The sequence below is a fragment of the Achromobacter animicus genome (assembly GCF_040775605.1).
GTDB lineage: Bacteria > Pseudomonadota > Gammaproteobacteria > Burkholderiales > Burkholderiaceae_B > Achromobacter > Achromobacter animicus.
Genome location: NZ_JAYGJK010000001.1, coordinates 693,638 through 715,549, shown reverse-complemented (window position 1 = coordinate 715,549; position 21,912 = coordinate 693,638). Strand labels below are relative to the sequence as shown.

Genomic DNA, 21,912 nt, shown 5'->3' with positions numbered 1-21,912 from the left:
CGCCCCAGGCGCCGTTCATGATCGGTCAGGCCGCGCCGTGCGGCGCTAGTCCTTGCGCAGCTTGCCGGGCAGCAGCGGCCCCTGCATCTCGCGGATCGCCTCGACGAACTCGCCGATGTCCTCGAAGCTCTTGTAGACCGAGGCAAAGCGCACGTAGGCCACTTTGTCGAGCTTGCGCAGTTCGGTCATGACCAGTTCGCCGATGTGTTCGGACGGCACTTCGCGCTGGCCGCTGGCCAGCAGTTGTTCCTCGATGCGCGCGACGGCCGCATCCACGTCTTCCGTGCTGACGGGGCGCTTGCGCAGGGCCAGGCTCAGGCTGGCGCGCAGCTTGACCGGATCGTATTCGCTGCGGCTGCCATTGCGCTTGACGATCGAAGGCATGGCGAGCTCCACCCGTTCATAGGTGGTGAACCGCTTGTCACAGGACAGGCAACGGCGGCGACGGCGAATGGCGTCGCCCTCTTCGGAGACCCGGCTGTCGACGACCTGCGTTTCGGCATTGCCGCAAAATGGACACCGCATGTGTGATCCCTAAAGGCGCTGGACGCAAAAATTGAGCATATTGTAACGACGGCATGATGCAAAGCGGCATTAGGGACGAATCCGACGCCGCCGCGACATCGGCGCATCGTGCGGCAGATGCCAACGCCTGCCCGCCATAAAGATCAAGGGACGGCACCTTGCGGCGCCGTCCCTTGGTATGACTCTGCCCGGAAGCGGCCAGGCCGCGTCCGGGGCACCTGCTTACTTCTTGCCGTACACCGGCAGACGCGAGGTCAGTTCATTGACCTTGGCGCGCACGGCGGCGATGTTCGCTTCGTCGCGCGGGTTGTCCAGCACGTCGGCGATCAGGTTGGCGGTCAGCTCGGCGTCGGCTTCGGTGAAACCGCGGGTGGTCATGGCCGGCGTGCCCAGGCGGATGCCGCTGGTCACGAAGGGCTTTTCCGGGTCGTTCGGGATGGCGTTCTTATTGACCGTGATGTGGGCCTGGCCCAGCACCGCTTCGGCTTCCTTGCCCGTGATGCCCTTGGAACGCAGGTCCACCAGCATGACGTGGCTTTCGGTACGGCCCGAGACAATGCGCAGGCCACGCTTGACCAGCGTGTCGGCCAGCACCTTGGCGTTCTTGACCACTTGCTGCGCGTAGTCCTTGAACGAGGGTTCCAGCGCTTCCTTGAAGGCCACGGCCTTGCCGGCGATGACGTGCATCAGCGGACCGCCCTGGATGCCGGGGAAGATTGCCGAGTTGATGATCTTCTCGTGCTCGGCCTTCATCATGATGACGCCGCCGCGCGGGCCGCGCAGCGACTTGTGCGTGGTCGAGGTGACGAAGTCGGCGTGCGGAACCGGGTTGGGATAGGCGCCGCCGGCGACCAGACCCGCGTAGTGGGCGATGTCGACCATGAACAGCGCGCCGTTTTCACGAGCGATGCGGGCCATGCGTTCGAAGTCGATATGCAGGGCATAGGCCGATGCGCCTGCCACGATCAGCTTGGGCTTGTGTTCCTTGGCCAGCTGTTCGACCTGCTCGTAGTTCAGGACTTCGTTTTCATCCAGGCCGTACGAGATGAAGTTGTACAGCTTGCCCGACGCGTTGACCGACGCGCCGTGCGTCAGGTGACCGCCTTCGGCCAGGCTCATGCCCAGCACGGTGTCGCCCGGCTTGAGCACGGCCATGTACACGCCCTGGTTCGCCTGCGAGCCGGAGTTGGGCTGCACGTTGGCGGCCTCGGCGCCGAAGATCTGCTTCAGGCGGTCGATAGCCAGTTGCTCGACCACGTCCACGTATTCGCAACCACCGTAGTAGCGCTTGCCCGGGTAGCCTTCGGCGTACTTGTTCGTGAGCTGCGTGCCTTGCGCTTCCATGACGGCCGGGCTGGCGTAGTTCTCCGAAGCGATCAGCTCGATGTGCTGCTCTTGGCGCTGATCTTCCTTCTGGATGGCGGCCCAAACGTCCGGGTCAGCCTTGGACAAGGTGAGGTTGCGGTCAAACATGACGGGGGTTTCCTGAGGCGATAAAAGGAAAAAACGAGAGAGAAGAAAACGGCGTCGGGCGGGTAAACCCGCAGAATGCTGAGTAGTTTACCCCGTCATGCGGGATCATTTGCGCTCAAAACGGCCTGAACCGGCCCAATTTCCGGCGGACGGGCGCGAAAACCACGTCATCGCCGCGGGCCGGGAAACGGCTCTCATGACGACTTGAGAAAGATTCATGCAAAGGGCGCGGGCAATAAAAAGGGCCGCGCTTGGCGGCCCTGCGTACATGGCGGTGTCGATCAGGCCGACGTGGCCCCGATTTGCTTGGGCGCCAGCGCCGGATTGAGCGTATAGGTGCCGGTCAGCGACGCTTGCGCGAGCACATGCTTCTGAATGGCCCGCAGCGCGTCTTCGCCGGTGAAAGAGCCCTGCAGGTTCAGGCTGGGCACGTCCAGGGCGTACAGCGTAAAGATGTAGCGATGGACCAGGGCATCGTTCCAGGGCGGGCACGGACCGTCGTAGCCGAAGTACTCGCCGCTCATGTCGTGGTCATTGGCGAACCACGACGAATAGGAATTGATGCCCTGGCGCGCGTCCATGGGGGCCAACGGGCCGCCCTTGCCGCGCGGCGTGATGCCGTTGGAAAACGCGCCTTCGTCGATCTCGCGCAGGTCGGCCGGCAGATCGACCAGCACCCAATGGAAGAAATCCACGCGGGCGAGGTCGGCAGGCACTTCGCGGCCTTCCTGGTTGACGTCGTCAGGACGCGAGGGCACATCGGGATCGTGGCAGATCAGTGCAAACGACTGCGTGCCCGCGGGGACGTCGTCCCAGGAGAATTGCGGGTTGCAGTTGTCTGCCAGCGCGACGTGCGATTGCGCATCGATCTTGCCGAAAGCATAGCGTTCGGGAATCGACTCGTGATCGGAAAAAGACAAACTCGAAAGTTCCATGTCGTGCTCCTTTAAATGCCGCAAAGGCGCCAGGCGTTTGTATGTACCCTGAGCGTATCAAAACTTCGCATTTACGGGTTCAAGTTAACACGCGCAAACTTGCGCTTGCCCACCTGAACGACGTAAGTCCCGGCCGGCAATTGCAACGATTTGTCTTCCACGCGATCGCCGTTGACGCGCACGCCGCCTTGCTCGACGTTGCGCTGCGCTTCCGAGCCGGAAGCGACCAGCCCCGCTTCACGCAACAGCTTCAGGATGCCCACCGGCGCGCCGCCGATGTTGACTTCGGGCATGTCGTCCGGAATGGCGCCGTCGCGGAACCGTGCCTCAAACGAGGCCAGCGCGTCGTCCGCCGCCTTGGCGGAATGGAACCGCGCGATGATTTCCTGGGCCAGCATGACCTTGGCGTCGCGCGGATTGCGGCCGCCGTCGATCTCCTGCTTGAGCGACGCGATGTCCTCCAGCGAGCGGAAGGACAGCAACTCAAAGTAGCGCCACATTAGCGTGTCGGAAATCGACATGAGCTTGCCGAACATGGAATCGGGCGACTCCGAAATGCCGATGTAGTTGCCCTTGGACTTGGACATCTTCTCTACGCCGTCCGTCCCGACCAGGAGCGGCATCGTCAGGATGCACTGCGGCTCCTGTCCATATTCCTTTTGCAGCTCGCGTCCCACCAGCAGGTTGAACTTCTGATCGGTGCCCCCAAGCTCCAGATCGGACTTCAGCGCGACCGAGTCGTAACCCTGCATCAGCGGATACAGGAATTCATGCACCGAGATGGGGATGCCGCCCTTGAAGCGCTTGGTGAAGTCTTCGCGCTCCATCATGCGGGCGACCGTATAGCGCGATGCCAGCTGGATCATGCCGCGCGCGCCCAGGGGATCGCACCATTCGGAGTTGTAGCGGATCTCGGTGCGGGCCGGATCCAGCACCAGGCTGGCCTGGGCGTAATAGGTCTTGGCGTTGGCCTCGATCTGCTCGCGCGTCAGCGGCGGGCGCGTGCTGTTGCGGCCGCTGGGGTCGCCGATGGTCGAGGTGAAATCGCCGATCAGGAAGATGACGTTGTGCCCCAGGTCCTGCAACTGGCGCATCTTGTTCAGCACCACCGTATGACCCAGGTGAATGTCCGGCGCGGTCGGATCCAGGCCAAGCTTGATGCGCAGCGGCACGCCGGTGGCGCGGCTCTTGGCCAGCTTGCGGGCGAATTCGGACTCGACCAGCAGTTCATCGCAGCCGCGCTTGGCTATACGCAGATCCGCTTCGACTTCGGGGGTGATGGGGGCTTCGGTGGGTGACATGACAGGGGGCCCAAGGCGGCTTCAGCCGACAAAAAGGTGTAAAAAGTGACGAAAACTATCGTAAATTCTAGCCGAATCGGCTAGGATACCGGCCTAATCATACGCAACTGCCATATGTACGCAGGTGCGTTCGCTCTACCATCCCTTGTTCACAGATGCGCCCCCGCGCCAGCCCTTGCCCCGGAAACGTGGCGCGCGAGGGCCGTTCGTGTACCGCACCCTGCGAGTTCAAGCCACCTGAGAGGGTATTTTCACGATGACTCGTGGCCTCCACGAACTGGCGAGTGGCCTCAAGCGCAAAGTCGCTGCCGTATTTGCGCCCGTTGAGCCCAAGCCCCATCGCTCGGGACTTTTCCGCCGCACGCTTCTCGTCACCGCAATTGGTCTGTTCGCAGGCGCCGCCGCTCTCGGCATGGTGCAGCAACCCGACCGCACCGAACTCCCCCCCTCGCGCGTCATCCAGAGCATTCTGCCGCTGACCGCCGAGCAAGTCGAAGTCAGCACCCCCAGCGCCGCCCCCTACATCAGCGAAACCCGGATCCGTCCGGGCGACACGCTGTCGGCAGTGCTGCAGCGCCTGGAACTCGACGCGCCCAACCTGCAATCCTTCCTGACGCACGACGCCAGCGCCCGCAGCATCTACAAGCTGTATCCCGGCCGCTCGGTGCAGGCCGCCACGGACGAACAGGGCAATCTGGTCTGGCTGCGCTACATCCACACTCCCGGCAATGAAACCGACGGCCAGGTCGTGACGCGCATGCTGCACGTCGCCCCGTCCGGCGACAGCTACAAGGCCGAGGAAGTCACCGAAAGCACCGAACGCCAGACCCGCGTCGCCGTCGGCACCATCAAGTCCTCGCTCTTCGGCGCCACGGACTCCGCCGGCATCCCGGACTCGGTCACCATGCAAATGGCCGACATCCTCAGCGCCAAGATCGACTTCCTGCGCGACCTGCGCCAAGGCGATCAATTCCGCGTGGTCTACGAAGTGCGTTCGCACGACGGCCGCTACGCTGGCGCCGGCCGCGTGTTGGCCCTGGAATTCATCAATGGCGGCAAGACCTTCAACGCCGTCTGGTTCAGCCCCGACGAAAAGTCCGGCTCCTATTACGACTTCGACGGCACCAGCCTGCGCGGCGCATTCCTGCGCACCGCCCTGAAGTTCAGCCGCATCAGCTCGACGTTCGGCATGCGCATGCATCCCATCCACAAGACCTGGACCGGACACAAGGGCGTCGACTACGCCGCGCCGTCGGGCACGCCGATCCACTCCACCGCGGACGGAACGGTCGAATTCTCGGGCTGGCAGAACGGCTACGGCAACGTGGTCATCGTCAAGCACCACGGCAAGTATTCGACGCTGTACGCGCACCAGAGCCGCATCGCCGAAGGCGTCACCAAGGGCTCCAAGGTTTCGCAAGGCCAACTGCTGGGCTATGTCGGTTCCACCGGCTGGGCCACCGGTCCCCACCTGCACTACGAATTCCGCGTCGACAACCAGCCCATCGACCCGCTGTCGGTGGACCTGCCCGTGGCGCGCGCCCTCGAACCCGCGGAAGTCCGCGCGTTCAACCAGGCGGTCGGACCGTACAAGCAGCAGATCCAGTTGCTGACGCAATTCCAGCAGACGCTGCCTGACGCGCTGACCAACGTGGCCAGCCGCTAAGGCAGGTCCGCACTAAACAGGCCCGCGCGCAGCGGGTGCGGCGGCGGGGCGAAAAGCCCCAGCCGCCTTTTTTATTTGGAGGCGCCCGTGAATGCCACCCTGCCCTTGCAGCAAGACCGTCGCCCGCTCTACATCGGCCTGATGTCGGGCACCAGCGTCGATGGGGTCGACGGCGTGCTGGCCCGCTTCGAAGACGGACAACCGCCGCAGGTGCTGGCCAACGCCAGCCTGCCCATGCCGGAAAATCTGCGCCGGGAGTTGCTGGCACTGAACGTTTCGGGAGGCGACGAGCTTGCCCGCGCCGCGCTCGCGGCCAATGCACTGGCGCGCGTGTATGCCCAGGCCGTGGCAAAGCTGCTTGCGGATGCCGGCGTGGCCGCAGCCGACGTCAGCGCCATTGGGGCACACGGTCAGACGGTGCGGCACCGACCCGACCTGGGCTACACGCTGCAGCTCAACGCGCCTGCCCTGCTGGCGGAACAGACCGGCATTTCGGTGATCGCCGACTTCCGTACGCGGGACGTCGCCGCAGGCGGCCAGGGCGCGCCGCTGGTGCCGCCGTTTCACGCCGCCATCTTCGGCGCCAGCCACGGCCGCGCCGTGCTTAACCTGGGCGGCATTGCCAATGTGACACTGCTTGAGCCGGGGCAGCCAGCGCGCGGCTTTGACACCGGTCCAGCCAACGTGTTGCTGGACGGCTGGTGCCAGCGCCATCTGGGCCGGCCTTACGACGCCGGCGGCCGCTGGGCCGCGACGGGACAGGTGCTGGCGCCCCTGCTCGAACAACTGATCGGCAGCGAGCCGTGGTTCGGTTTGCCGCCCCCCAAATCCACGGGCCGCGACCTGTTCAATATGCAGTGGCTGGACGCCCGACTGGCGGAGTTCGACGGTGCCGCGCCCGCCCTTCAAGATGTGCAGGCGACGCTGCAGCGGCTGACCGCCAGGACGGTCGCCGACGCGATCGATCGGGCCGCGGCGGGGACGCAGGAGGTCTTTGTGTGCGGCGGCGGGGCGCACAACGCCGGCCTGATGCAGGAACTGGCGTATTGCCTGCAACGCCCCGTTCGTCCCACCGATGCGCTAGGCGTGCCGGCGCAGCAGGTGGAGGCCTTGGCATTTGCGTGGCTGGCGCATGCGTTCATGATGCGCAAGCCGGCCGGCCTGCCCAGCGTGACCGGCGCACGCGGCCCGAGGATACTTGGAGCGCTGTATCCGGCTTGAGCTCCGCATCAGGCTCGGGCGGCGGTCTGGGTTTGGCGCTTGGCGCGCGGCGGGGACGCGCCGCATCGCGCGTAGAATCCCCGCTACGCGCCAAGCGCCGCCCCAATGCAAAAAGCCCTTCGGAAAACCGAAGGGCTTTTTCCTTTCCGGTCTTGGCGATTACACCGAGAACGAGGAGCCGCAGCCGCAGGTGGTGCTGGCGTTGGGATTGCGGATGACGAACTGCGCGCCTTCCAGGTCTTCCTTGTAGTCGATCTCGGCGCCGACCAGGTACTGGAAGCTCATCGGGTCGACGAGCAATTGCACGCCGTCCTTGTCCAGCACGGTGTCGTCTTCGTTGACGACTTCGTCAAACGTGAAACCGTACTGGAAGCCGGAACAGCCGCCGCCCTGGACGAATACGCGCAGCTTCAGTTCGGGGTTGCCTTCTTCGGCCAACAGGTCTTTCACTTTGGCGGCAGCCGAGTCGGTGAACACCAGGGGAACAGGCGGGGGGGCCTGAAGGTCGACGGTTTCGGTCACTGCATTCATGGTTCACTCCTGGCCGAATCGGCCATATTTCAGTGAGCGGCGTCGCCGCTCGTATGGTGTCACTATAGCGCAGGGCTTGACCAGACTCAAAGTTCCAGTTTGACACTGCGCGATGCGCGGACGGTTTCACCCTCGAGGACGCTAACGGTCACACTTTCGGGGACAAATCCCTCGGGCACGGCCAGGATGCCCTGGCTGCGCTGGTATTGGTCGAACTGCAGGGCAAGCGAGGCGGCGGCCAGGTTTTCGCCCGTGGCCGTGACGGGACCGGTTTCGGCCTTGACCTGCATGGGCGCGAGGTCGACGGTGACGGTTTCGCCCTTGAGCACGCCTGTGGCCTGAAAGCGCAGGGCGCCCGCGAAGGGCGTGCCGCCATTGCGGCCGCTGCGCATCAGCAGCACCTTGTAGCGCAGACCGCCGCCTTCGCGGTCGATCTGAACGCCCCGGATGTCCACAGACCCCTCAGGACCGGGCGGCAGCAGTTGCTCATAGAACGCGAGCTGGTCGCGTACGCGGCCGACTTCGGCTTGCGCGGCGTGGAGCTGGGTTTCGAGTTCCTGGCGGGCGGATCGTTCGATGACCAGTTCGCCGTCGGCGGTATCGAGTTGGCCGCGGATGTAGCGCAGCTGCGTGGCCTGCTGGCGCATGGCCTCGTCCTGGGCTTCGGCCTGCTGGACGCTGATGACCACGGCGTCCTGCGGACGGTAGAGGTGCCGCGCGTGAAAGAACCCGGCGGCGCCACCCGCAAGCACGCCCAGCAGCAGCATCGCGCAGAGACGCACGATGGCGCCATAACGGGCGCGAGGCGGGGAACTGACTGACGGATCTGCAGGCATAAAGAGCAATATTGGCGGCCCGCCGAGCGGGCCGCCCTGGCCTTACGGCAGGATGGCGACCTGGTCGAGGCCGACCGTTTCGGGGATGCCGAACATGAGGTTCATGTTCTGCACCGCCTGGCCGGCGGCGCCCTTGACCAGATTGTCCTGCACGACCATGACGATCAGCAGGTCGCCGTTATCCGGGCGGCTGAGCGCGATGCGCAGGTTGTTGGAACCGCGCACCGAACGCGTTTCGGGATGGCTGCCGGCAGGCATGACGTCCACGAAGGGCTCGTCGGCATAGCGCTGCTCGAACAGCGCCTGGAAGTCGGTGTCGCGCGCTTCGGGCTTGATGCGGGCATAGATGGTGGAGAACATGCCGCGGATCATCGGCACCAGATGCGGCACGAACGTCAGGCCCACCTTGCCGCCGGCCAGCTTTTCGAGCTGGGCGGAGATCTCGGGGTGGTGACGATGGCCGGCCACGCCGTAGGCCTTGAAGTTGTCGGAGGCTTCGGAGAACAGCGAGCCCACTTCTGCCTTGCGGCCCGCGCCGGACACGCCCGACTTGCAGTCGGCGATCAGGGTTTGCGTATCGACCAGCGCCTTGCCGCCTTCAAGCAGCGGCGCCAGGCCCAGCAACACCGTGGTCGGGTAGCAGCCGGGGTTGCCGATGACGCGCGCCTTGGAGATGGCTTCGCGGTTCAGTTCGACCAGGCCGTATTGCGATTCGGCCAGGATGTCCGGGCAGGTATGGGGAATCTTGTACCAGCGTTCGAACGTGGGAATGTCCTGCAGGCGGAAGTCGGCGGCCAGGTCGATGACGCGGGTGCCGGCAGCGATGAGCTCTTGCGCCTGCGCCATGGCCACGCCGTGCGGCGTGGCAAAGAAGACGACGTCGCAGTCGGTCAGCGAGGCCTTTTCCGGGGCCGAGAAGGCAAGCTTCACACGGCCGCGCAGGTTGGGATACATGTCGGCGACGGGCAGGCCGTCTTCCTTGCGGGACGTGATGGCAGTCAGTTCCACGTTGGGATGCTGCGACAGCAAGCGCAGCAGTTCGACGCCGGTATATCCGGTGCCGCCGACGATACCAACCTTGATGCGGGTGTTCGATGCTTGGGCCATGATGGATGCTCTTCGGAGAACGAATGACGATTGTATCGCTCGGGAAACGACGGATTGCACCGGCGTGCCGGATTTGGCACTGCAAACCTTTTTTCCGACCGGGCGGGTGGCGCGGAGTTCCGCGCGGGGCCGGCGATGACGCATTGCCGGCCCAAAAACAAAAAGCCCGCCGAAGCGGGCTTTTTGCAGGGCATTAACGCTTGCTGAACTGCTTGCGACGACGCGCCTTGCGGAAGCCGACCTTCTTACGTTCGACTTCACGGGCATCGCGCGTGACGAAGCCAGCTTGCGACAGCGAGGGCTTCAGCGTGGCGTCGTAATCGATCAGGGCACGCGTGATGCCGTGACGGATTGCGCCGGCTTGGCCGGTTTCGCCGCCGCCGTGCACGTTGACCTTGATGTCAAACGATTCCAGGTGGCCGGTCAGTTCCAGCGGCTGGCGCACGACCATACGGCCGGTTTCACGAGCGAAGAACTCGTCGACGGGCTTGCCGTTGACGACGATCTTGCCAGTGCCCTTCTTGATGAAAACGCGAGCCACCGAAGTTTTGCGACGGCCGGTTCCGTAATTCCAGTTACCGATCATGGCGTTTCCTTAGAGATCCAGCGTCTTGGGCTGCTGGGCGGTATGCGGGTGCTCGGCACCGGCATAGACCTTAAGCTTCTTGATCATGGCGTAGCCCAGAGGACCCTTGGGCAGCATGCCCTTGACGGCCTTCTGAATGGCACGGCCGGGAAAACGCTCTTGCATTTTCTCGAAGTTCGTTTCACGGATACCGCCCGGGTACGTCGTGTGGCGGAAGTACTTCTTGTCCTTCGCCTTGGCACCGGTAACAACGATATCGGACGCGTTGATGATGACGATGTAGTCACCGGTATCAACGTGAGGCGTGAATTCAGGTTTGTGCTTGCCACGCAGACGACGTGCGACTTCGCTGGCCACACGACCGAGGACTTTGCCCTTGGCGTCGATCACAAACCAGTCACGTTGGACTTCATGCGGCTTGGCCACAAAGGTCTTCATGATGGTTCCTAAGAATAAAAATTTGCTCTGGCCGGAACATCCCGCCAGTGTTCTTTCCCAAACTAGGCCGCGTATTGCAGCGCTTTGGCTACACGCCTTGGCCACAACCTACAGCCCTTAATCGCCCCCCGCCTAAGCGTTATGAATCCGCCCGTGCAAAGGTCAAAATGAGGGAAAGCCTGAAATTCTAACACGGTTGCTCAAAAAATGGGCAAGCGGTAAAGAATTCGAGTGACTTGCGGCTGGCCGCCACCAGACGGCAGCCGCAATTTGGATAAGGGGACAAATGATGCCCGCTGCCCCGTCAGGCGCCCAGGTAGGCTTCCAGCACGCGGGGATGGCCCAGCAGTTCGCGGCCGGTGCCCTTCAGCGCCAACGCGCCGTTTTCAAGCACATAGCCGTGTTGCGCGATCTTCAAGGCCTGGCGCACGTTTTGCTCAACGAGGAACAGCGTGAGGCCGTCGGCGTTGATGGCGCGCAGTGAACGGAAGATTTCCTGGACCACGATCGGCGCCAGGCCCATCGACGGTTCGTCCAGCAGCAACAGGCGCGGCTTGGCCATCAAGGCGCGGCCGATGGCCAGCATCTGCTGTTCGCCGCCGGACAGGTTGCCGGCCATGCCATTGATCCGTTCCTTCAGGCGCGGGAACAGGTTGAAGACGTATTCCAGATCGGTGGCGACGTTCTTCAGGCCACGGCGATAGGCGCCGAGTTCCAGGTTTTCCAGCACCGTCATGGTGGTGAGGATGGCCCGGCCTTCCGGCACCTGCACGATGCCGCGCGCGACCAGCTGGTTCGGCGCGAGGTTGGTGACGTCTTCGCCCTCGAAGAGGATGCGGCCGCGCGCTTTGGGCAGGAGGCCCGACAGCGCCAGCAGCGTGGTCGACTTGCCGGCGCCGTTGGCGCCGACCAGGGCGGTGATTTCGTTGGCGTTCAGGTCCAGGTCGATGCCGCGCACGGCTTCGATGTGGCCGTAGTTGACCTCGAGTCCGCGGACTTCCAGCATGGCGCTCATTTGGCGGCCTCCGCTTGTTCGGTGTCTTCGTCGTCTTCGCGGCCCAGGTAGGCCTCGATGACCTGCTCGTTGTTGCGGATTTCCTCGGGACCGCCGCAGGCGATGATCTTGCCGAAGTTCAGCACCGCAATGCGTTCGCACAAGCCCATGACGAAGCGCATGTCGTGCTCGATCATGAGGATGGTGTAGCCGCGGTCGCGGATCGCCAGGATCTCGCGCATCAGTTCGGCGCGTTCGCCGGTGTTCATGCCGGCGACGGGCTCGTCCAGCAGCAGCAGCTTGGGCTCGGTGGCCAGTGCGCGCGCCAGCTCCAGGCGGCGCTGTTCGCCGTAGGACAGGTTGTCCGCCAGATCGTTGGCCTTGTGATCCAGGCGCATCCACGTCAGCAGTTCATGTGCGCGTTCGCGGGCGCGCTGCTCGTGCTCTCGGTAGCCGGGCAGGCCCAGCAGCAGGCTGGGGAAACCGTAGTTCATGTGGCGATAGGCGCCCACGACGACGTTCTCCAGCAGCGTCATTTCCTTGAACAGACGGATGTTCTGGAACGTGCGGGCGATGCCCATGCGCGTGATGCTGTGCGGCTTCTTGCGCAGGACGCTTTCGCCCTGGAACGTGATGGTGCCGCCGCTGGGCGGCAGCAGGCCGGTGATGAGGTTGAAGACCGTGGTCTTGCCGGCGCCGTTCGGGCCGATCAGGCCGAAGATGGCGCCTTCGGGCACGGACAGGCCGACGTCATGCAGCACATGCAGGCCGCCAAAGCTCTTGGAGACGGAGGACAGCTCAAGCATGACGCTTCCCTCCCTGGCGGCTTTGACGCATCCAGCGCTTGAAGCGCGCCGGATCCCAGATGCCTTGCGGCAGGAACAACACAATCACCACCAGGATCACTCCATTCGCGATCAGGCGCAGATCCGCAAATCCGCGCAGCAATTCAGGCAGCACCGTAATGATGAAGCTGCCGATCACGGGACCAGCCAGGCCGCCGATGCCGCCCAGGATCGCCATCGTCAGGATTTCGACGCCACGGTCGAAGCCGTATTCGTTGGGACCGATGAAGAACGTCAGGTGCGCGTTCAACGCGCCAGCCAGGCCGGCGATCATGGCGCCGGCAACAAAGGCCAGCATCTTGTTCGAACGCACGTTGATGCCCATCAGGCCCGCCGCCGTCTCGTCGCCACGGATGGCGTCGAAGGAGCGGCCGATCTTGGAAGCACGCACGCGCCACAGCACGAACAGCACGATGATGACGGCCAGCAGGACGTGCCACCACTGCGTGAGTTGCGGGATGCCGTTCAGGCCCAGGGCGCCGCCGGTGATGGACTCGGTGTTCAGGATGGTCACGCGGACCACTTCACCGAAGCCCAGCGTGGCCATCGCCAGGTAGACCCCGGACAGCCGCAACGTCGGCAGGCCGATCAGGGCCGCCACCAGCGCGGGCGCGGCCATGCCGCCAGCCAGCGCCACCGTGAACGGAGCGTCGTAATTCATGGTGAGCAGCGCGGCGGTGTAAGCCCCGATCCCCATGAAGGCGGCGTTGGCCATGGCCAGCATGCCGCAGGCCAGCGTCAGCCAGATGGAGAGGGCCAGGAGTGCATTGGTGCCAAGCGTCAGCACCAGGTTGCCGTAGATGGCCCAGAAATTTTCGAATCCGCTCATACCTTAAGCCTTGCGTTGAACCACTTTGCCGAACAGACCTTGCGGGCGGACCAGCAGGATCAGGAACAGCAGGCCGAAAGCCACCGCGTCGCGCATGGTGGAGCCGATGTAAGCCACGGACAGCACCTCGGCGAAGCCCAGGAAGAGACCGCCCAGCATGGCGCCGCGAATGTCTCCCATGCCGCCCAGGATGATGACCGCGATGCCCTTGTGCAGCATCGGCTGGCCCATCAGCGGGAACAGCGCGTTCGAGTACAGGCCGATCAGCACGCCGGCCACGCCGCCCAGGGCGGCCGCGGCGAACGAGGTGGTGATGAACAGCTTTTCGACGTTGATGCCCAGCAGCCAGGCAGCCTTGGGCGATTCGGCGATGGCGCGCAGCGCGCGGCCGAACTGCGTGCGGCGCATGACGTACATCAGCACGGCCATCAGCGCGAACGACAGGAAGATGATGCCCAGTTCGATGACGGTCAGGTGCAGGCCGGCGACTTCGATGACTTCCTCGGGCACGGTGCCGTGCGGGAAGCGCAGGTTGCTGGCGCCAAAGATGCTTTGGGCGCCGTTGTTCAGGATGATGCCGACACCGATGGTGGCGATCATGGGAATCAGGTGGGGTGCGTTGCGCTTGCGCAGCGGCTTGAGGACCAGGTAGTCGATGATGACCCCGGTGAAGCCGGCGACGAAGAATGCGACCATCAGCGCGGCCCACAAGGGCAGGCTGAACTGCTGGACCACGACAAGTGCTGCGTAGGCGCCAACCATGAAGACGGCGCCATGCGCCAGGTTGATCACCCCGAGCACGCCGAAGATCAGCGTGAAGCCCAGCGCGAACAGTGCATACACACAGCCCAGCGACAAGGCATTGACGAATTGTTGTTCGAACATGATGGGACTTTCCAGATCTGAGAGGGCCACCTCGCCGTGCCCACAGCGAGGTCTTTTCTGCTTCCGGGGAAGCTTTCTACTTGGGACGGCCCTGCGATAAAAAGCGCCTTGCAGACGGCCGGCAAGCCATCCGCAAGGCGCATCCCCCCGCGCGGGGATGCGTACTGCTTACTTCTCGATGACGTACTTGCCGTCCTTGGTCACGCTGACGATCGGCGCCTGGTCGGCGTCGTAACCGGCCGGCTTGCCGGCGCGGTCGGTGGCCTGGCGGAACTTGAACGGGCCGGTGGCGCCGGTCCAGGTCACGGACGGCAGGGCATCGCGCAGAGCAGCGCGATCCTTGGCCAGTTCGCCGGTGATCTTGGTGTTCTTCAGGGCCTGGGCAACGATGTACATGGCGTCATACGACTGCGCCGCGAACTGGTCGGGGGCATTCGTGAACTTGGCCTTGTAGGCGTCGATGAACTTGACGTTCTCGGGGGCCTTGTTCTCGATCGACCACGGGCTGCCGATCCAGAGATTGTTCGACGCGCCGCCGGGGGCCAGGTCGAAAATCTTGACCGAGTTCATGCCGTTGCCGCCGATGACCGGCACGTTCAGGCCGAGTTGGCGGGCCTGGACCATGATCGGGGCGCCTTCGGCCAGCAGTGCGGACAGCACAATGGCGTCGGGGTTGGTGCCCTTGATCTTGGTGAGCTGGGCCTTGAAGTCCACGTCGCCCTTGGCGAACGTTTCGGTCGTGGTGACCGGGATCTTCTGGTCTTCCAGGGCCTTCTTGAAGTTGTCGTAGCCGCTCTTGGTGAAGACGTCGTCGTTGCCGTAGAGCACCGCCACGTTCTTCAGGCCGGTCTTGGCCTTGACGGTGGAGATGGTGGCGGGCAGCACGTCGGCTTCGGTGACCGAGTTGCGGAACACGTAGTTGCCGATGGAGGTGATGCCGTCAGCGGTGTTGGAGGTGCCGAAAGCGACCGTCTTGGCGGCCTGGGCGACCGGGTCGGCGGCCTGGGCGGAGTTCGACAGGGTGGGACCGAAGACCATCAGGACGTTGTCCTTGAAGATCAGCTTCTTGAAGACGTTGATGGCTTCTTCTTTCTTGCCTTGTTCGTCTTCGATTACCAGGACGATCTTGTTGCCGTTGATGCCGCCTGCGGCATTGATTTCATCGGCAGCGAGCTGGAAACCGTTGCGGATCGACACGCCGTACTGGGCGGCGCCGCCGGACAGGGCTTCAGCCACGCCCAGCTTGATGTCGGCAGCGTTGGCGGCCGGGACGATACCGGCGGCGATCAGCGCGGCCAGCAGCTTTTTGGTCTTGGATTGCATGGTTGTTACCACCTTAAAGTCTGTCTCGGAATATTGGTAATCCGGGCTGATGTAATCCTGCCGGATTGACGTCGATGCCGCCTAAAGGCCGCATGTATGCGCGTCAAGACCCGGGATATTACTCCTTTGTATCAGGCCGAAACTCGAATGCCGTTCAACAAAAGCCTCAAAACCGCCCATTTTTTTGTAAAAAACGTGTGGTTACTAGCACAAACCCTCAAACTCACCGAATGCCATTCGGCACCGGCTTCCTCCTAACTCCTGGCCGACAGCGCCACGCCCAGGTACTGGCCGAACGCGCCTTCGGTCAGGCGAAACCACGGCATCTCGCTGTCGCGAAAGCCCATGTAACTATCATGCAATGCCTTGAATCTGGGGTCTTTGGCGCTCAAGTCCTTGTAGACCTGCTGCGATGCTTCAAACGCGGCGTCCATGATTGACCGGGGGAATGCGCGCACTTGCGCGCCATTCGAGGTTAATTGCGCCAGCGCCTGCGGATTGAGGGCATCGAACCGCGCCGTTGCCGAGGTGTGCGCAGCCAGCGCGGCGGACTGCACGACGGCCTGGTAGTGCTTGGGCAACTGGTTCCAGACCTCGTCGTTGATATAGAGCGACAGCTGTTCGCCGCCCGCCCACCAACCAGGTGCGTAGTAATACTTAGCTACTTTATTCAGTCCAAGCTTGGCATCTTCATACGCGCCCGCCCCCGCCACTGCCTGCAGGCCCTCTTTTTCGAAGAGCTCGGCCAGCTGGGCCAGATCGGCCTGCTGGGGGACAACGCCCAGACGGGACAGCACGTCGCCGGCCAAGCCGCCGACTCGCATCTTCAGGTCTTTCAGGTCGCCGGTGCGCTTGATTTCCTTGACGTACCAGCCGCCCATCTGGGCGCCGGTGTTGCCCAGCGGAAAGTTGATGATCTTTTCGGGCTTGAAGAGTTCGCGCGTCAGGCGCAGGCCCTCGCCTTCGCTCATCCAGGCGTTCATCTGGCGCGCATTCAGGCCGAACGGCACGGCCGCGTCGAAGCTGAACGCGGGATTCTTGGCGTAGTAGAGGCGCGAGGAGACGTGGCCGCACTCCACCTTTTTGGTGGACACGGCTTCCATGAGGTCAGCGGCGGCAACGACTTCGCCGTCGGGGAAGTGGCGGATGTTGAACTTGCCGCCGGTGGATTCGGCAACGAACTTGCAGAAGTTTTCGGCGGCGCCGACGCGCAGGTCCAGGGCGCTGGGAAAGCCTGAAGACAGGCGCCAGCTGACCGAGGGCATGTCCTGGGCGAACGCGGGCGCACTGACGGCGGCGCCAGCGACGGCGCCCAGGCTGGCGCGCTTCAGGAATGAACGTCGTTGCATCACTTTGCTCCTATACGGCAACACCCGGGACTTTGAGCAATACCCGCCGGATATTACACGGTGGCAATGGCCGGAACGGCTAGAGGAAATCCCGAGCGTAAAGGGGTTGCAATGCGCGGGATTGCAATGCGGGGGGATTGCCAAGCGGACAAATGCAGGAACCCGGCGGCGCATTGCGCGCCGCCGGCTCGCGGGGTCAGATCCCGGCGATTGCCATCTGCTCGATGAGGATCGAGCCGGTGGTCTTTGTGCCGCGCGAGATCGTGTCGGCGCCGATCGCGACGATCTGCTTGAACATGTCGGCCAGGTTGCCGGCAATGGTGACTTCCTGCACCGCATGCTGGATCTGGCCGTTTTCGACCCAATAGCCGAAGGCGCCGCGCGAGTAGTCGCCCGTCACGTAGTTGACGCCCTGCCCGATCAGTTCGGTGACGAGAAAGCCCGTGCCGAGCTTCTTGAGCATGGCTTCGAAATCGTCGCCGCGGCGGGTCTGCGTGGAACTGAACACCAGGTTGTGCGAGCCGCCGGCGTTGCCGGTGGTGGTCATGCCCAGCTTGCGGGCGGTGTAGGACGACAGGAAATAGCCTTCCAGCACCCCACCCGACACCACGTTGCGGCGGCGCGTGCGCACGCCTTCATCGTCGAACGGCGAGCTGCCCATGGCGCCGCGGATGTGCGGATCTTCGACCAGATTGATGTGTTTGGGAAAGAGCGGCTTGCCCAGCGAATCAACCAGAAAACTGGCCTTGCGGTACAGCGCGCCGCCGTTGACGGCCTGCGTAAGGGCGCCGACCAGGCCAAGCGCCAGCGGCGCCTCGAACAGGACCGGAAACTTGCCGGTGCGCACGCGGCGGGCCGACAGGCGCGACAGCGTACGTTCGGCGGCGTAGCGGCCGATGGCCTCGGGCGAGGCCAGCTTGGCGGGATCGCGCTCGGACGTGTACCAGTAGTCGCGCTGCATGCCGTTGCCGCGGCCCGCGATGGGCGCGACGGACAGGCTGTGGCGCGAATACGGGTACCCGCCCAGGAAGCCGCGCGTGTTGCCCATCACGAACTGGCCTTCGTACGTGCCGACCGTGGCGCCGTCGGTGTTGGTGATGCGGGGATCGACCTCGCGGGCGGCGCGTTCGGCGCGCAGCGCCAGTTCGGCCGCTTCCTCGGTGGAGACGGTCCAGGCGCGGTGCAGGTCCAGGTCGGGGAATTCGGTGGCCAGCTGATCGGCGTCGGGCAGACCGGCGGCCGGGTCGGCAGCGGTATGGCGCGCGATGTGCCAGGCGGCTTCGACCGTCTGGCGCAGGGCGGCCTCGGAGAAGTCGGACGTCGACGCGGAGCCGCGGCTTTGGCCGGCGTAGACCGTCAGGTCCAGCGCCCGGTCGCGCGTCTGCTCAACGGTTTCGATGTCGTTCTTGCGGACCGAGACGGACAGTCCCAGGCTTTCGGAGACTTCCGCGGCGGCGTCGGAAGCGCCGATCTGGCGCGCGTAGGCCAGGGTTTGTTCGACAAGTTCGGAAAAACGCGCGTGATTCGCCGCCAGCGGCAAGGATGAGGAGGTTTTAACCATTGCAGTCCAATTTGCAGAGACGGTTATCATAGCCAAGTCTGTCATTGCGCAGTTTTCCATGAATTCCCATCCCCAAGAAGATTCCGTCGACGACGGTTACGACGAGAACGGCTACGACCGTCCCAGCAAGTCCCAGGTCAAGCGTGAGATGCACGCCCTGCTGGACCTGGGCAAGCAATTGATCGCGCTGTCGCCCGAACGTCTGAAGCAACTGCCGCTCGAAGAACGGCTGTACGAGGCCATCCGCATGGCCCAGCGCACCACCGGCCGCGAGGGTTTGCGGCGTCAGGTCCACTTCGTGGGCAAGCTGATGCGCGACGCGCCGGCTGACGTCATCCGCAAGCAGCTCGACGTCTGGGAGAACGGCTCCCGCGAGGAAACGGCCGCCATGCACCGCCTTGAAGGGCTGCGTGACCGCCTGCTCGACGACGACGACGCCCTGACCCGCCTCTTGACCAACAACCCGCAGGCCGACGTGCAGCAATTGCGCACGCTGATCCGCGCCGCGCGCAAGGAAAAGCTGGCCAACGCATCGCTATTGCAGGGCCAGGAGCCGCAGAAGAAGCATTACCGCGCGCTGTTCCAGGCGCTCAAGACCCTTACCCTCTGATAATCCCAACAGCCCGTCCATGACCGCACCCGACCTGCTCGACTGCATCGAGATCGAAACCGCCCCCAATCCCACGCACGCCGTGATCTGGCTGCACGGCCTGGGCGCCGACGGCAACGATTTCGCGCCCATCGTGCCGGAACTGCGCCTGCCCGCCGGGCGTGGCGTGCGCTTCGTGTTTCCGAATGCGCCGGTTCAACGGGTCACCATCAACAACGGCATGTCGATGCGTTCCTGGTACGACATCCTGGTGATGGATCTGGTGCGCGTGGAAGACGGCCGCGGCATCCGCGCCTCGGAAGCCGCCATCCACCAGCTGATCGCGCGCGAGAACGCGCGTGGCATCCCGACGTCGAACATCGTGCTGGCAGGGTTCTCGCAAGGCAGCGCGATGACCCTGCACACGGGTCTGCGCTTGAAAGAGAAGCTGGCCGGCATGATGGCGCTGTCTGGCTATCTGCCGCTGCTGGACACGGCAGAAGCCGAGCGTCAGCCCGCCAACAATGCCACGCCTATCTTCATGGCGCATGGCCAATACGATCCGGTGGTGTCGCTGGCGCGCGCTGAAGCGTCGTTGGCGGAATTGAAGCGCCTGGGTTACGACGTGCGCTGGCACACGTACCCGATGCCGCACTCGGTCTGCGCCGAGGAAGTGGCGGACATTTCGGACTTCCTGAACGAAGTGCTGGTCTAGCGCAGCACGGGCCAGGAACGACGACGGGCGGCGTGCAAGACGCGGCTCGTGTTCCTGGCTGATGGGCGCGCCGGCATTGCGCGCCTACGATGGGATGAGCCCCGCCCCGTCACGATTCAAATCTGAAGCGGCTCAAAATCTTATTTTGTATACCAACTGGTATTCCAGCCTCGCATTGTCCCGGCTCGGAAGGCTTGCGTCCATAGAGAAAAACGCCAATCTCAAAACGCTTGTCGCCTCCTTGTCTTGAATATAGTATTCGATCCAAGCCTTACCGGCCCGGGCCTTCTCTGTTCGGGCTTCCCTGTTGTTGCAGTCGATCCATCCCATTGGCCGTGTTGCGCCGATCCGTCGGCGCATTCAAGACGCAGGAGAAAGTCCCGTGAAGACCTTGCCCTTGCCCCGCCTGGCAGGCGCGGCGCTGCTCGCGCTGCTTGCCCCTCTGGCCGCCCAGGCCGAAGCCCTGAACCCTCCCGTAAAGGTGCGCTACGAAGAAGTGGTGCGATCGATCCTTTACGTGCCGAAGTATGTCGCGCTATCGCAGGGCTATTTCAAGGACGCCGGGCTGGACGTGTCCATGAAAACCTCGCAAGGCACCGACAAGGGCATGACCGCCCTGCTCTCGGGCAGCGCGGACATCGTGCTGATCGGGCCCGAGGCGTCCATCTACGTGCAAAACAGCGAATCACCGGTCAAGCCCAAGATCTTTGCCGGCCTGACCGCCACGGACGGCTTTTTCCTGCTGTCGCGCAAGCCGGTCGACAAGTTCGATTGGTCCATGCTCAAGGGCAAGGAAGTAATCGGCTTTCGCCCGGGATCGAATCCCATCGTGTTCCTGGAGACCGCGCTGCGCAAGCATGGCCTGGATCCTCAAAAGGACGTGAAGCTGCTCAACAACATCGGCATCCCCGCGCGTGCCGGCGCCTGGATGGCGGGCCAAGGGGAGTACGGCATCTTCCTGGAGCCCGAGGCCGGCGAACTGGTGCGCAACGGCAAGGGGCACATCGTCGCGTCCGTGGGACATGAAGTGGGCCAGGTGGACTACACGGTCTTCACCGCCACCGACAAATACATCCGCGACAACCCCAAGGTCATCCAGGCCTGGACCGATGTGGTCGCGCGCGCCGAGAAATACGTGAAGGACACGCCGGCCGCCACGCTGGCCCCGCAGATCATGACCTTCTTTCCCGGCATGGACCAGGCCGCGGTGACCGAGGCGATCGAACGCTACAAGCAATATCAGATCTGGAAGACCACGCCGCTGGTGACCGCGCAGGCGATGACGCAACTGCAGGACATGCTGGTGGCCAGCGCCGTGATGAAGGACACTGCCCGCGTCAAGTACGAGGACGTGGTGATCGCCGACTTTGCCAAAAAGGCGCAATGATGGGCGCCGCCATCCATAACCTGAAGCCGGCGCCCGCCACGGCCAAGATCGAACTGCGCGAGGTCTGTCTTTCGTACTTCACGCCGGAAGGCGAGACCGAGGCGCTGTCCAACGTCTCGTTCAGTCTGGCGCCGGGCGAGTTCGTCAGCCTGATCGGGCAAAGCGGCTGTGGCAAGAGCACGCTGCTGTCGTTGATCGCGGGTTTGATTCCGCCGACCTCGGGCGCGGTGCTGGTCGACGGGCAGGCGGTGACCAAGCCGAATGCCCGCATCGGCTACATGCTGCAGCAGGACTATCTGTTCGAATGGCGCACCATCCTGGACAACGTGATGCTGGGCGCCGAGATCCAGGGGCGGCGCGACGCGCGCAGCGAGGCGCGCGCCGTGCACCTGCTTGAAAAATGCGGCCTGGGCGCGTTTTTGTCGCACACGCCGCGGCAGCTGTCCGGCGGCATGCGTCAACGCGCGGCGCTGGCGCGCACGCTGGTCACCGAGCCCGACGTGATCCTGCTGGACGAACCGTTTTCGGCATTGGATTCGCAGACGCGGCTGGCGATTTCCGACGAAGTCGTGGACATCCTGCGGCGCGAAGGCAAGACGGTGGTGCTGGTGACGCACGACATCGGCGAGGCCATCGCCATGACCGACCGCGTGATCGTGCTGTCGCGCCGGCCGGGACGTTTAAAGAGCCAGTACCGCATTCATTACGGCGACGGCCAGGTCCGCCCCACGCCATTCCAGGCGCGCTCGCGGCCTGAGTTCAACACCTACTTCAAACAGCTCTGGGACGAGCTGGATGTTCACGTGGAGGGCTGAC

At 63.9% G+C, this 21,912-nt stretch carries 22 protein-coding genes; 6 read left to right on the top strand and 16 right to left on the bottom strand.

Features of this window, described 5'->3' with window-relative positions; all coding sequences use genetic code 11:
- Positions 1 to 45: 45 nt before the first annotated feature.
- The 4 genes from nrdR to tyrS form a co-directional block, all read right to left on the bottom strand.
- A complete protein-coding gene (gene nrdR / locus AB3147_RS03130) occupies positions 46 to 525 on the bottom strand; it encodes a transcriptional regulator NrdR (RefSeq protein ID WP_056564353.1) in 480 nt (159 codons plus the stop codon).
- Positions 526 to 747: 222 nt separating this feature from the next.
- Positions 748 to 1,998 (bottom strand): serine hydroxymethyltransferase, encoded by a 1,251-nt coding sequence (gene glyA, locus AB3147_RS03125; protein WP_175139111.1) that lies wholly within the window; start codon positions 1,996 to 1,998, stop codon positions 748 to 750.
- A gap of 281 nt (positions 1,999 to 2,279) precedes the next feature.
- Positions 2,280 to 2,933, bottom strand: a complete 654-nt coding sequence (locus AB3147_RS03120) for a YbhB/YbcL family Raf kinase inhibitor-like protein (protein WP_175139112.1) — start codon at positions 2,931 to 2,933, stop codon at positions 2,280 to 2,282.
- Between the two features lie 71 nt (positions 2,934 to 3,004).
- On the bottom strand, positions 3,005 to 4,234 hold the full coding sequence (gene tyrS, locus AB3147_RS03115) for a tyrosine--tRNA ligase (RefSeq protein WP_175125464.1): 1,230 nt from the start codon (positions 4,232 to 4,234) through the stop codon (positions 3,005 to 3,007).
- A gap of 256 nt (positions 4,235 to 4,490) precedes the next feature.
- Between tyrS and AB3147_RS03110 the strand changes: the two genes are divergently transcribed.
- Positions 4,491 to 5,900, top strand: coding sequence for a M23 family metallopeptidase (locus AB3147_RS03110; protein WP_175139114.1), 1,410 nt, complete (start codon positions 4,491 to 4,493; stop codon positions 5,898 to 5,900).
- A gap of 87 nt (positions 5,901 to 5,987) precedes the next feature.
- On the top strand, positions 5,988 to 7,121 hold the full coding sequence (locus AB3147_RS03105; protein ID WP_367351413.1) for an anhydro-N-acetylmuramic acid kinase: 1,134 nt from the start codon (positions 5,988 to 5,990) through the stop codon (positions 7,119 to 7,121).
- 159 nt (positions 7,122 to 7,280) lie between these two features.
- Here the strand turns inward: AB3147_RS03105 and erpA are convergent, their stop codons facing one another.
- The 12 genes from erpA to pmbA form a co-directional block, all read right to left on the bottom strand.
- Positions 7,281 to 7,652, bottom strand: coding sequence for an iron-sulfur cluster insertion protein ErpA (gene erpA, locus AB3147_RS03100; protein ID WP_063951957.1), 372 nt, complete (start codon positions 7,650 to 7,652; stop codon positions 7,281 to 7,283).
- Between the two features lie 86 nt (positions 7,653 to 7,738).
- The gene (locus AB3147_RS03095) at positions 7,739 to 8,488 is read right to left on the bottom strand and encodes a DUF6776 family protein (RefSeq protein WP_175139115.1); all 750 of its coding nucleotides are present in this window, start codon (positions 8,486 to 8,488) and stop codon (positions 7,739 to 7,741) included.
- 42 nt (positions 8,489 to 8,530) lie between these two features.
- The gene (gene argC / locus AB3147_RS03090; protein ID WP_175125472.1) at positions 8,531 to 9,595 is read right to left on the bottom strand and encodes an N-acetyl-gamma-glutamyl-phosphate reductase; all 1,065 of its coding nucleotides are present in this window, start codon (positions 9,593 to 9,595) and stop codon (positions 8,531 to 8,533) included.
- Between the two features lie 193 nt (positions 9,596 to 9,788).
- A complete protein-coding gene (gene rpsI / locus AB3147_RS03085) occupies positions 9,789 to 10,181 on the bottom strand; it encodes a 30S ribosomal protein S9 (protein WP_008163098.1) in 393 nt (130 codons plus the stop codon).
- A gap of 9 nt (positions 10,182 to 10,190) precedes the next feature.
- Positions 10,191 to 10,619, bottom strand: coding sequence for a 50S ribosomal protein L13 (gene rplM / locus AB3147_RS03080; RefSeq protein WP_056564379.1), 429 nt, complete (start codon positions 10,617 to 10,619; stop codon positions 10,191 to 10,193).
- A gap of 304 nt (positions 10,620 to 10,923) precedes the next feature.
- The gene (locus AB3147_RS03075; RefSeq protein WP_175139116.1) at positions 10,924 to 11,634 is read right to left on the bottom strand and encodes an ABC transporter ATP-binding protein; all 711 of its coding nucleotides are present in this window, start codon (positions 11,632 to 11,634) and stop codon (positions 10,924 to 10,926) included.
- Entirely contained in the window at positions 11,631 to 12,419 is a 789-nt protein-coding gene (locus AB3147_RS03070) for an ABC transporter ATP-binding protein (RefSeq protein WP_367351412.1), read from the bottom strand. Before AB3147_RS03070 ends, AB3147_RS03075 begins: the two co-directional genes overlap by 4 nt.
- Positions 12,412 to 13,287: a branched-chain amino acid ABC transporter permease gene (locus AB3147_RS03065; protein WP_105237282.1), complete on the bottom strand. Its 876-nt coding sequence runs from the start codon at positions 13,285 to 13,287 to the stop codon at positions 12,412 to 12,414. Before AB3147_RS03065 ends, AB3147_RS03070 begins: the two co-directional genes overlap by 8 nt.
- 3 nt (positions 13,288 to 13,290) lie before the next feature.
- Positions 13,291 to 14,172, bottom strand: coding sequence for a branched-chain amino acid ABC transporter permease (locus tag AB3147_RS03060; protein ID WP_056564389.1), 882 nt, complete (start codon positions 14,170 to 14,172; stop codon positions 13,291 to 13,293).
- A gap of 168 nt (positions 14,173 to 14,340) precedes the next feature.
- The gene (locus AB3147_RS03055; protein WP_175139118.1) at positions 14,341 to 15,495 is read right to left on the bottom strand and encodes an ABC transporter substrate-binding protein; all 1,155 of its coding nucleotides are present in this window, start codon (positions 15,493 to 15,495) and stop codon (positions 14,341 to 14,343) included.
- Between the two features lie 254 nt (positions 15,496 to 15,749).
- The gene (locus AB3147_RS03050) at positions 15,750 to 16,844 is read right to left on the bottom strand and encodes a TRAP transporter substrate-binding protein (protein WP_367351411.1); all 1,095 of its coding nucleotides are present in this window, start codon (positions 16,842 to 16,844) and stop codon (positions 15,750 to 15,752) included.
- 196 nt (positions 16,845 to 17,040) lie between these two features.
- Positions 17,041 to 18,405, bottom strand: coding sequence for a metalloprotease PmbA (gene pmbA, locus AB3147_RS03045; protein WP_367351410.1), 1,365 nt, complete (start codon positions 18,403 to 18,405; stop codon positions 17,041 to 17,043).
- Between the two features lie 58 nt (positions 18,406 to 18,463).
- Between pmbA and yjgA the strand changes: the two genes are divergently transcribed.
- The 4 genes from yjgA (at position 18,464) to AB3147_RS03025 (ending at position 21,911) form a co-directional block, all read left to right on the top strand.
- Positions 18,464 to 19,015 (top strand): ribosome biogenesis factor YjgA, encoded by a 552-nt coding sequence (gene yjgA / locus AB3147_RS03040; RefSeq protein ID WP_175125487.1) that lies wholly within the window; start codon positions 18,464 to 18,466, stop codon positions 19,013 to 19,015.
- 19 nt (positions 19,016 to 19,034) lie between these two features.
- Positions 19,035 to 19,709 carry an alpha/beta hydrolase gene (locus tag AB3147_RS03035; protein ID WP_175125489.1) on the top strand — a complete coding sequence of 225 codons (675 nt, stop codon included), beginning with the start codon at positions 19,035 to 19,037 and terminating at the stop codon, positions 19,707 to 19,709.
- 382 nt (positions 19,710 to 20,091) lie between these two features.
- Positions 20,092 to 21,096: an ABC transporter substrate-binding protein gene (locus AB3147_RS03030; RefSeq protein ID WP_175125491.1), complete on the top strand. Its 1,005-nt coding sequence runs from the start codon at positions 20,092 to 20,094 to the stop codon at positions 21,094 to 21,096.
- Positions 21,096 to 21,911, top strand: a complete 816-nt coding sequence (locus AB3147_RS03025; RefSeq protein ID WP_056564409.1) for an ABC transporter ATP-binding protein — start codon at positions 21,096 to 21,098, stop codon at positions 21,909 to 21,911. The genes AB3147_RS03030 and AB3147_RS03025 overlap by 1 nt, the downstream gene beginning before the upstream one ends.
- The last annotated feature ends 1 nt before the right edge of the window (position 21,912 follow it).

What these genes read in the sequence shown, in the direction of transcription:
- nrdR (WP_056564353.1), bottom strand. Translation starts at nt 525, where the DNA reads ATGCGGTGTCCATTTTGCGGCAATGCCGAAACGCAGGTCGTCGACAGC.
- glyA (WP_175139111.1), bottom strand. Translation starts at nt 1,998, where the DNA reads ATGTTTGACCGCAACCTCACCTTGTCCAAGGCTGACCCGGACGTTTGG.
- AB3147_RS03120 (WP_175139112.1), bottom strand. Translation starts at nt 2,933, where the DNA reads ATGGAACTTTCGAGTTTGTCTTTTTCCGATCACGAGTCGATTCCCGAA.
- tyrS (WP_175125464.1), bottom strand. Translation starts at nt 4,234, where the DNA reads ATGTCACCCACCGAAGCCCCCATCACCCCCGAAGTCGAAGCGGATCTG.
- AB3147_RS03110 (WP_175139114.1), top strand. Translation starts at nt 4,491, where the DNA reads ATGACTCGTGGCCTCCACGAACTGGCGAGTGGCCTCAAGCGCAAAGTC.
- erpA (WP_063951957.1), bottom strand. Translation starts at nt 7,652, where the DNA reads ATGAATGCAGTGACCGAAACCGTCGACCTTCAGGCCCCCCCGCCTGTT.
- AB3147_RS03095 (WP_175139115.1), bottom strand. Translation starts at nt 8,488, where the DNA reads ATGCCTGCAGATCCGTCAGTCAGTTCCCCGCCTCGCGCCCGTTATGGC.
- argC (WP_175125472.1), bottom strand. Translation starts at nt 9,595, where the DNA reads ATGGCCCAAGCATCGAACACCCGCATCAAGGTTGGTATCGTCGGCGGC.
- rpsI (WP_008163098.1), bottom strand. Translation starts at nt 10,181, where the DNA reads ATGATCGGTAACTGGAATTACGGAACCGGCCGTCGCAAAACTTCGGTG.
- rplM (WP_056564379.1), bottom strand. Translation starts at nt 10,619, where the DNA reads ATGAAGACCTTTGTGGCCAAGCCGCATGAAGTCCAACGTGACTGGTTT.
- AB3147_RS03075 (WP_175139116.1), bottom strand. Translation starts at nt 11,634, where the DNA reads ATGAGCGCCATGCTGGAAGTCCGCGGACTCGAGGTCAACTACGGCCAC.
- AB3147_RS03070 (WP_367351412.1), bottom strand. Translation starts at nt 12,419, where the DNA reads ATGCTTGAGCTGTCCTCCGTCTCCAAGAGCTTTGGCGGCCTGCATGTG.
- AB3147_RS03065 (WP_105237282.1), bottom strand. Translation starts at nt 13,287, where the DNA reads ATGAGCGGATTCGAAAATTTCTGGGCCATCTACGGCAACCTGGTGCTG.
- AB3147_RS03060 (WP_056564389.1), bottom strand. Translation starts at nt 14,172, where the DNA reads ATGTTCGAACAACAATTCGTCAATGCCTTGTCGCTGGGCTGTGTGTAT.
- AB3147_RS03055 (WP_175139118.1), bottom strand. Translation starts at nt 15,495, where the DNA reads ATGCAATCCAAGACCAAAAAGCTGCTGGCCGCGCTGATCGCCGCCGGT.
- AB3147_RS03050 (WP_367351411.1), bottom strand. Translation starts at nt 16,844, where the DNA reads ATGCAACGACGTTCATTCCTGAAGCGCGCCAGCCTGGGCGCCGTCGCT.
- pmbA (WP_367351410.1), bottom strand. Translation starts at nt 18,405, where the DNA reads ATGGTTAAAACCTCCTCATCCTTGCCGCTGGCGGCGAATCACGCGCGT.
- yjgA (WP_175125487.1), top strand. Translation starts at nt 18,464, where the DNA reads ATGAATTCCCATCCCCAAGAAGATTCCGTCGACGACGGTTACGACGAG.
- AB3147_RS03035 (WP_175125489.1), top strand. Translation starts at nt 19,035, where the DNA reads ATGACCGCACCCGACCTGCTCGACTGCATCGAGATCGAAACCGCCCCC.
- AB3147_RS03025 (WP_056564409.1), top strand. Translation starts at nt 21,096, where the DNA reads ATGGGCGCCGCCATCCATAACCTGAAGCCGGCGCCCGCCACGGCCAAG.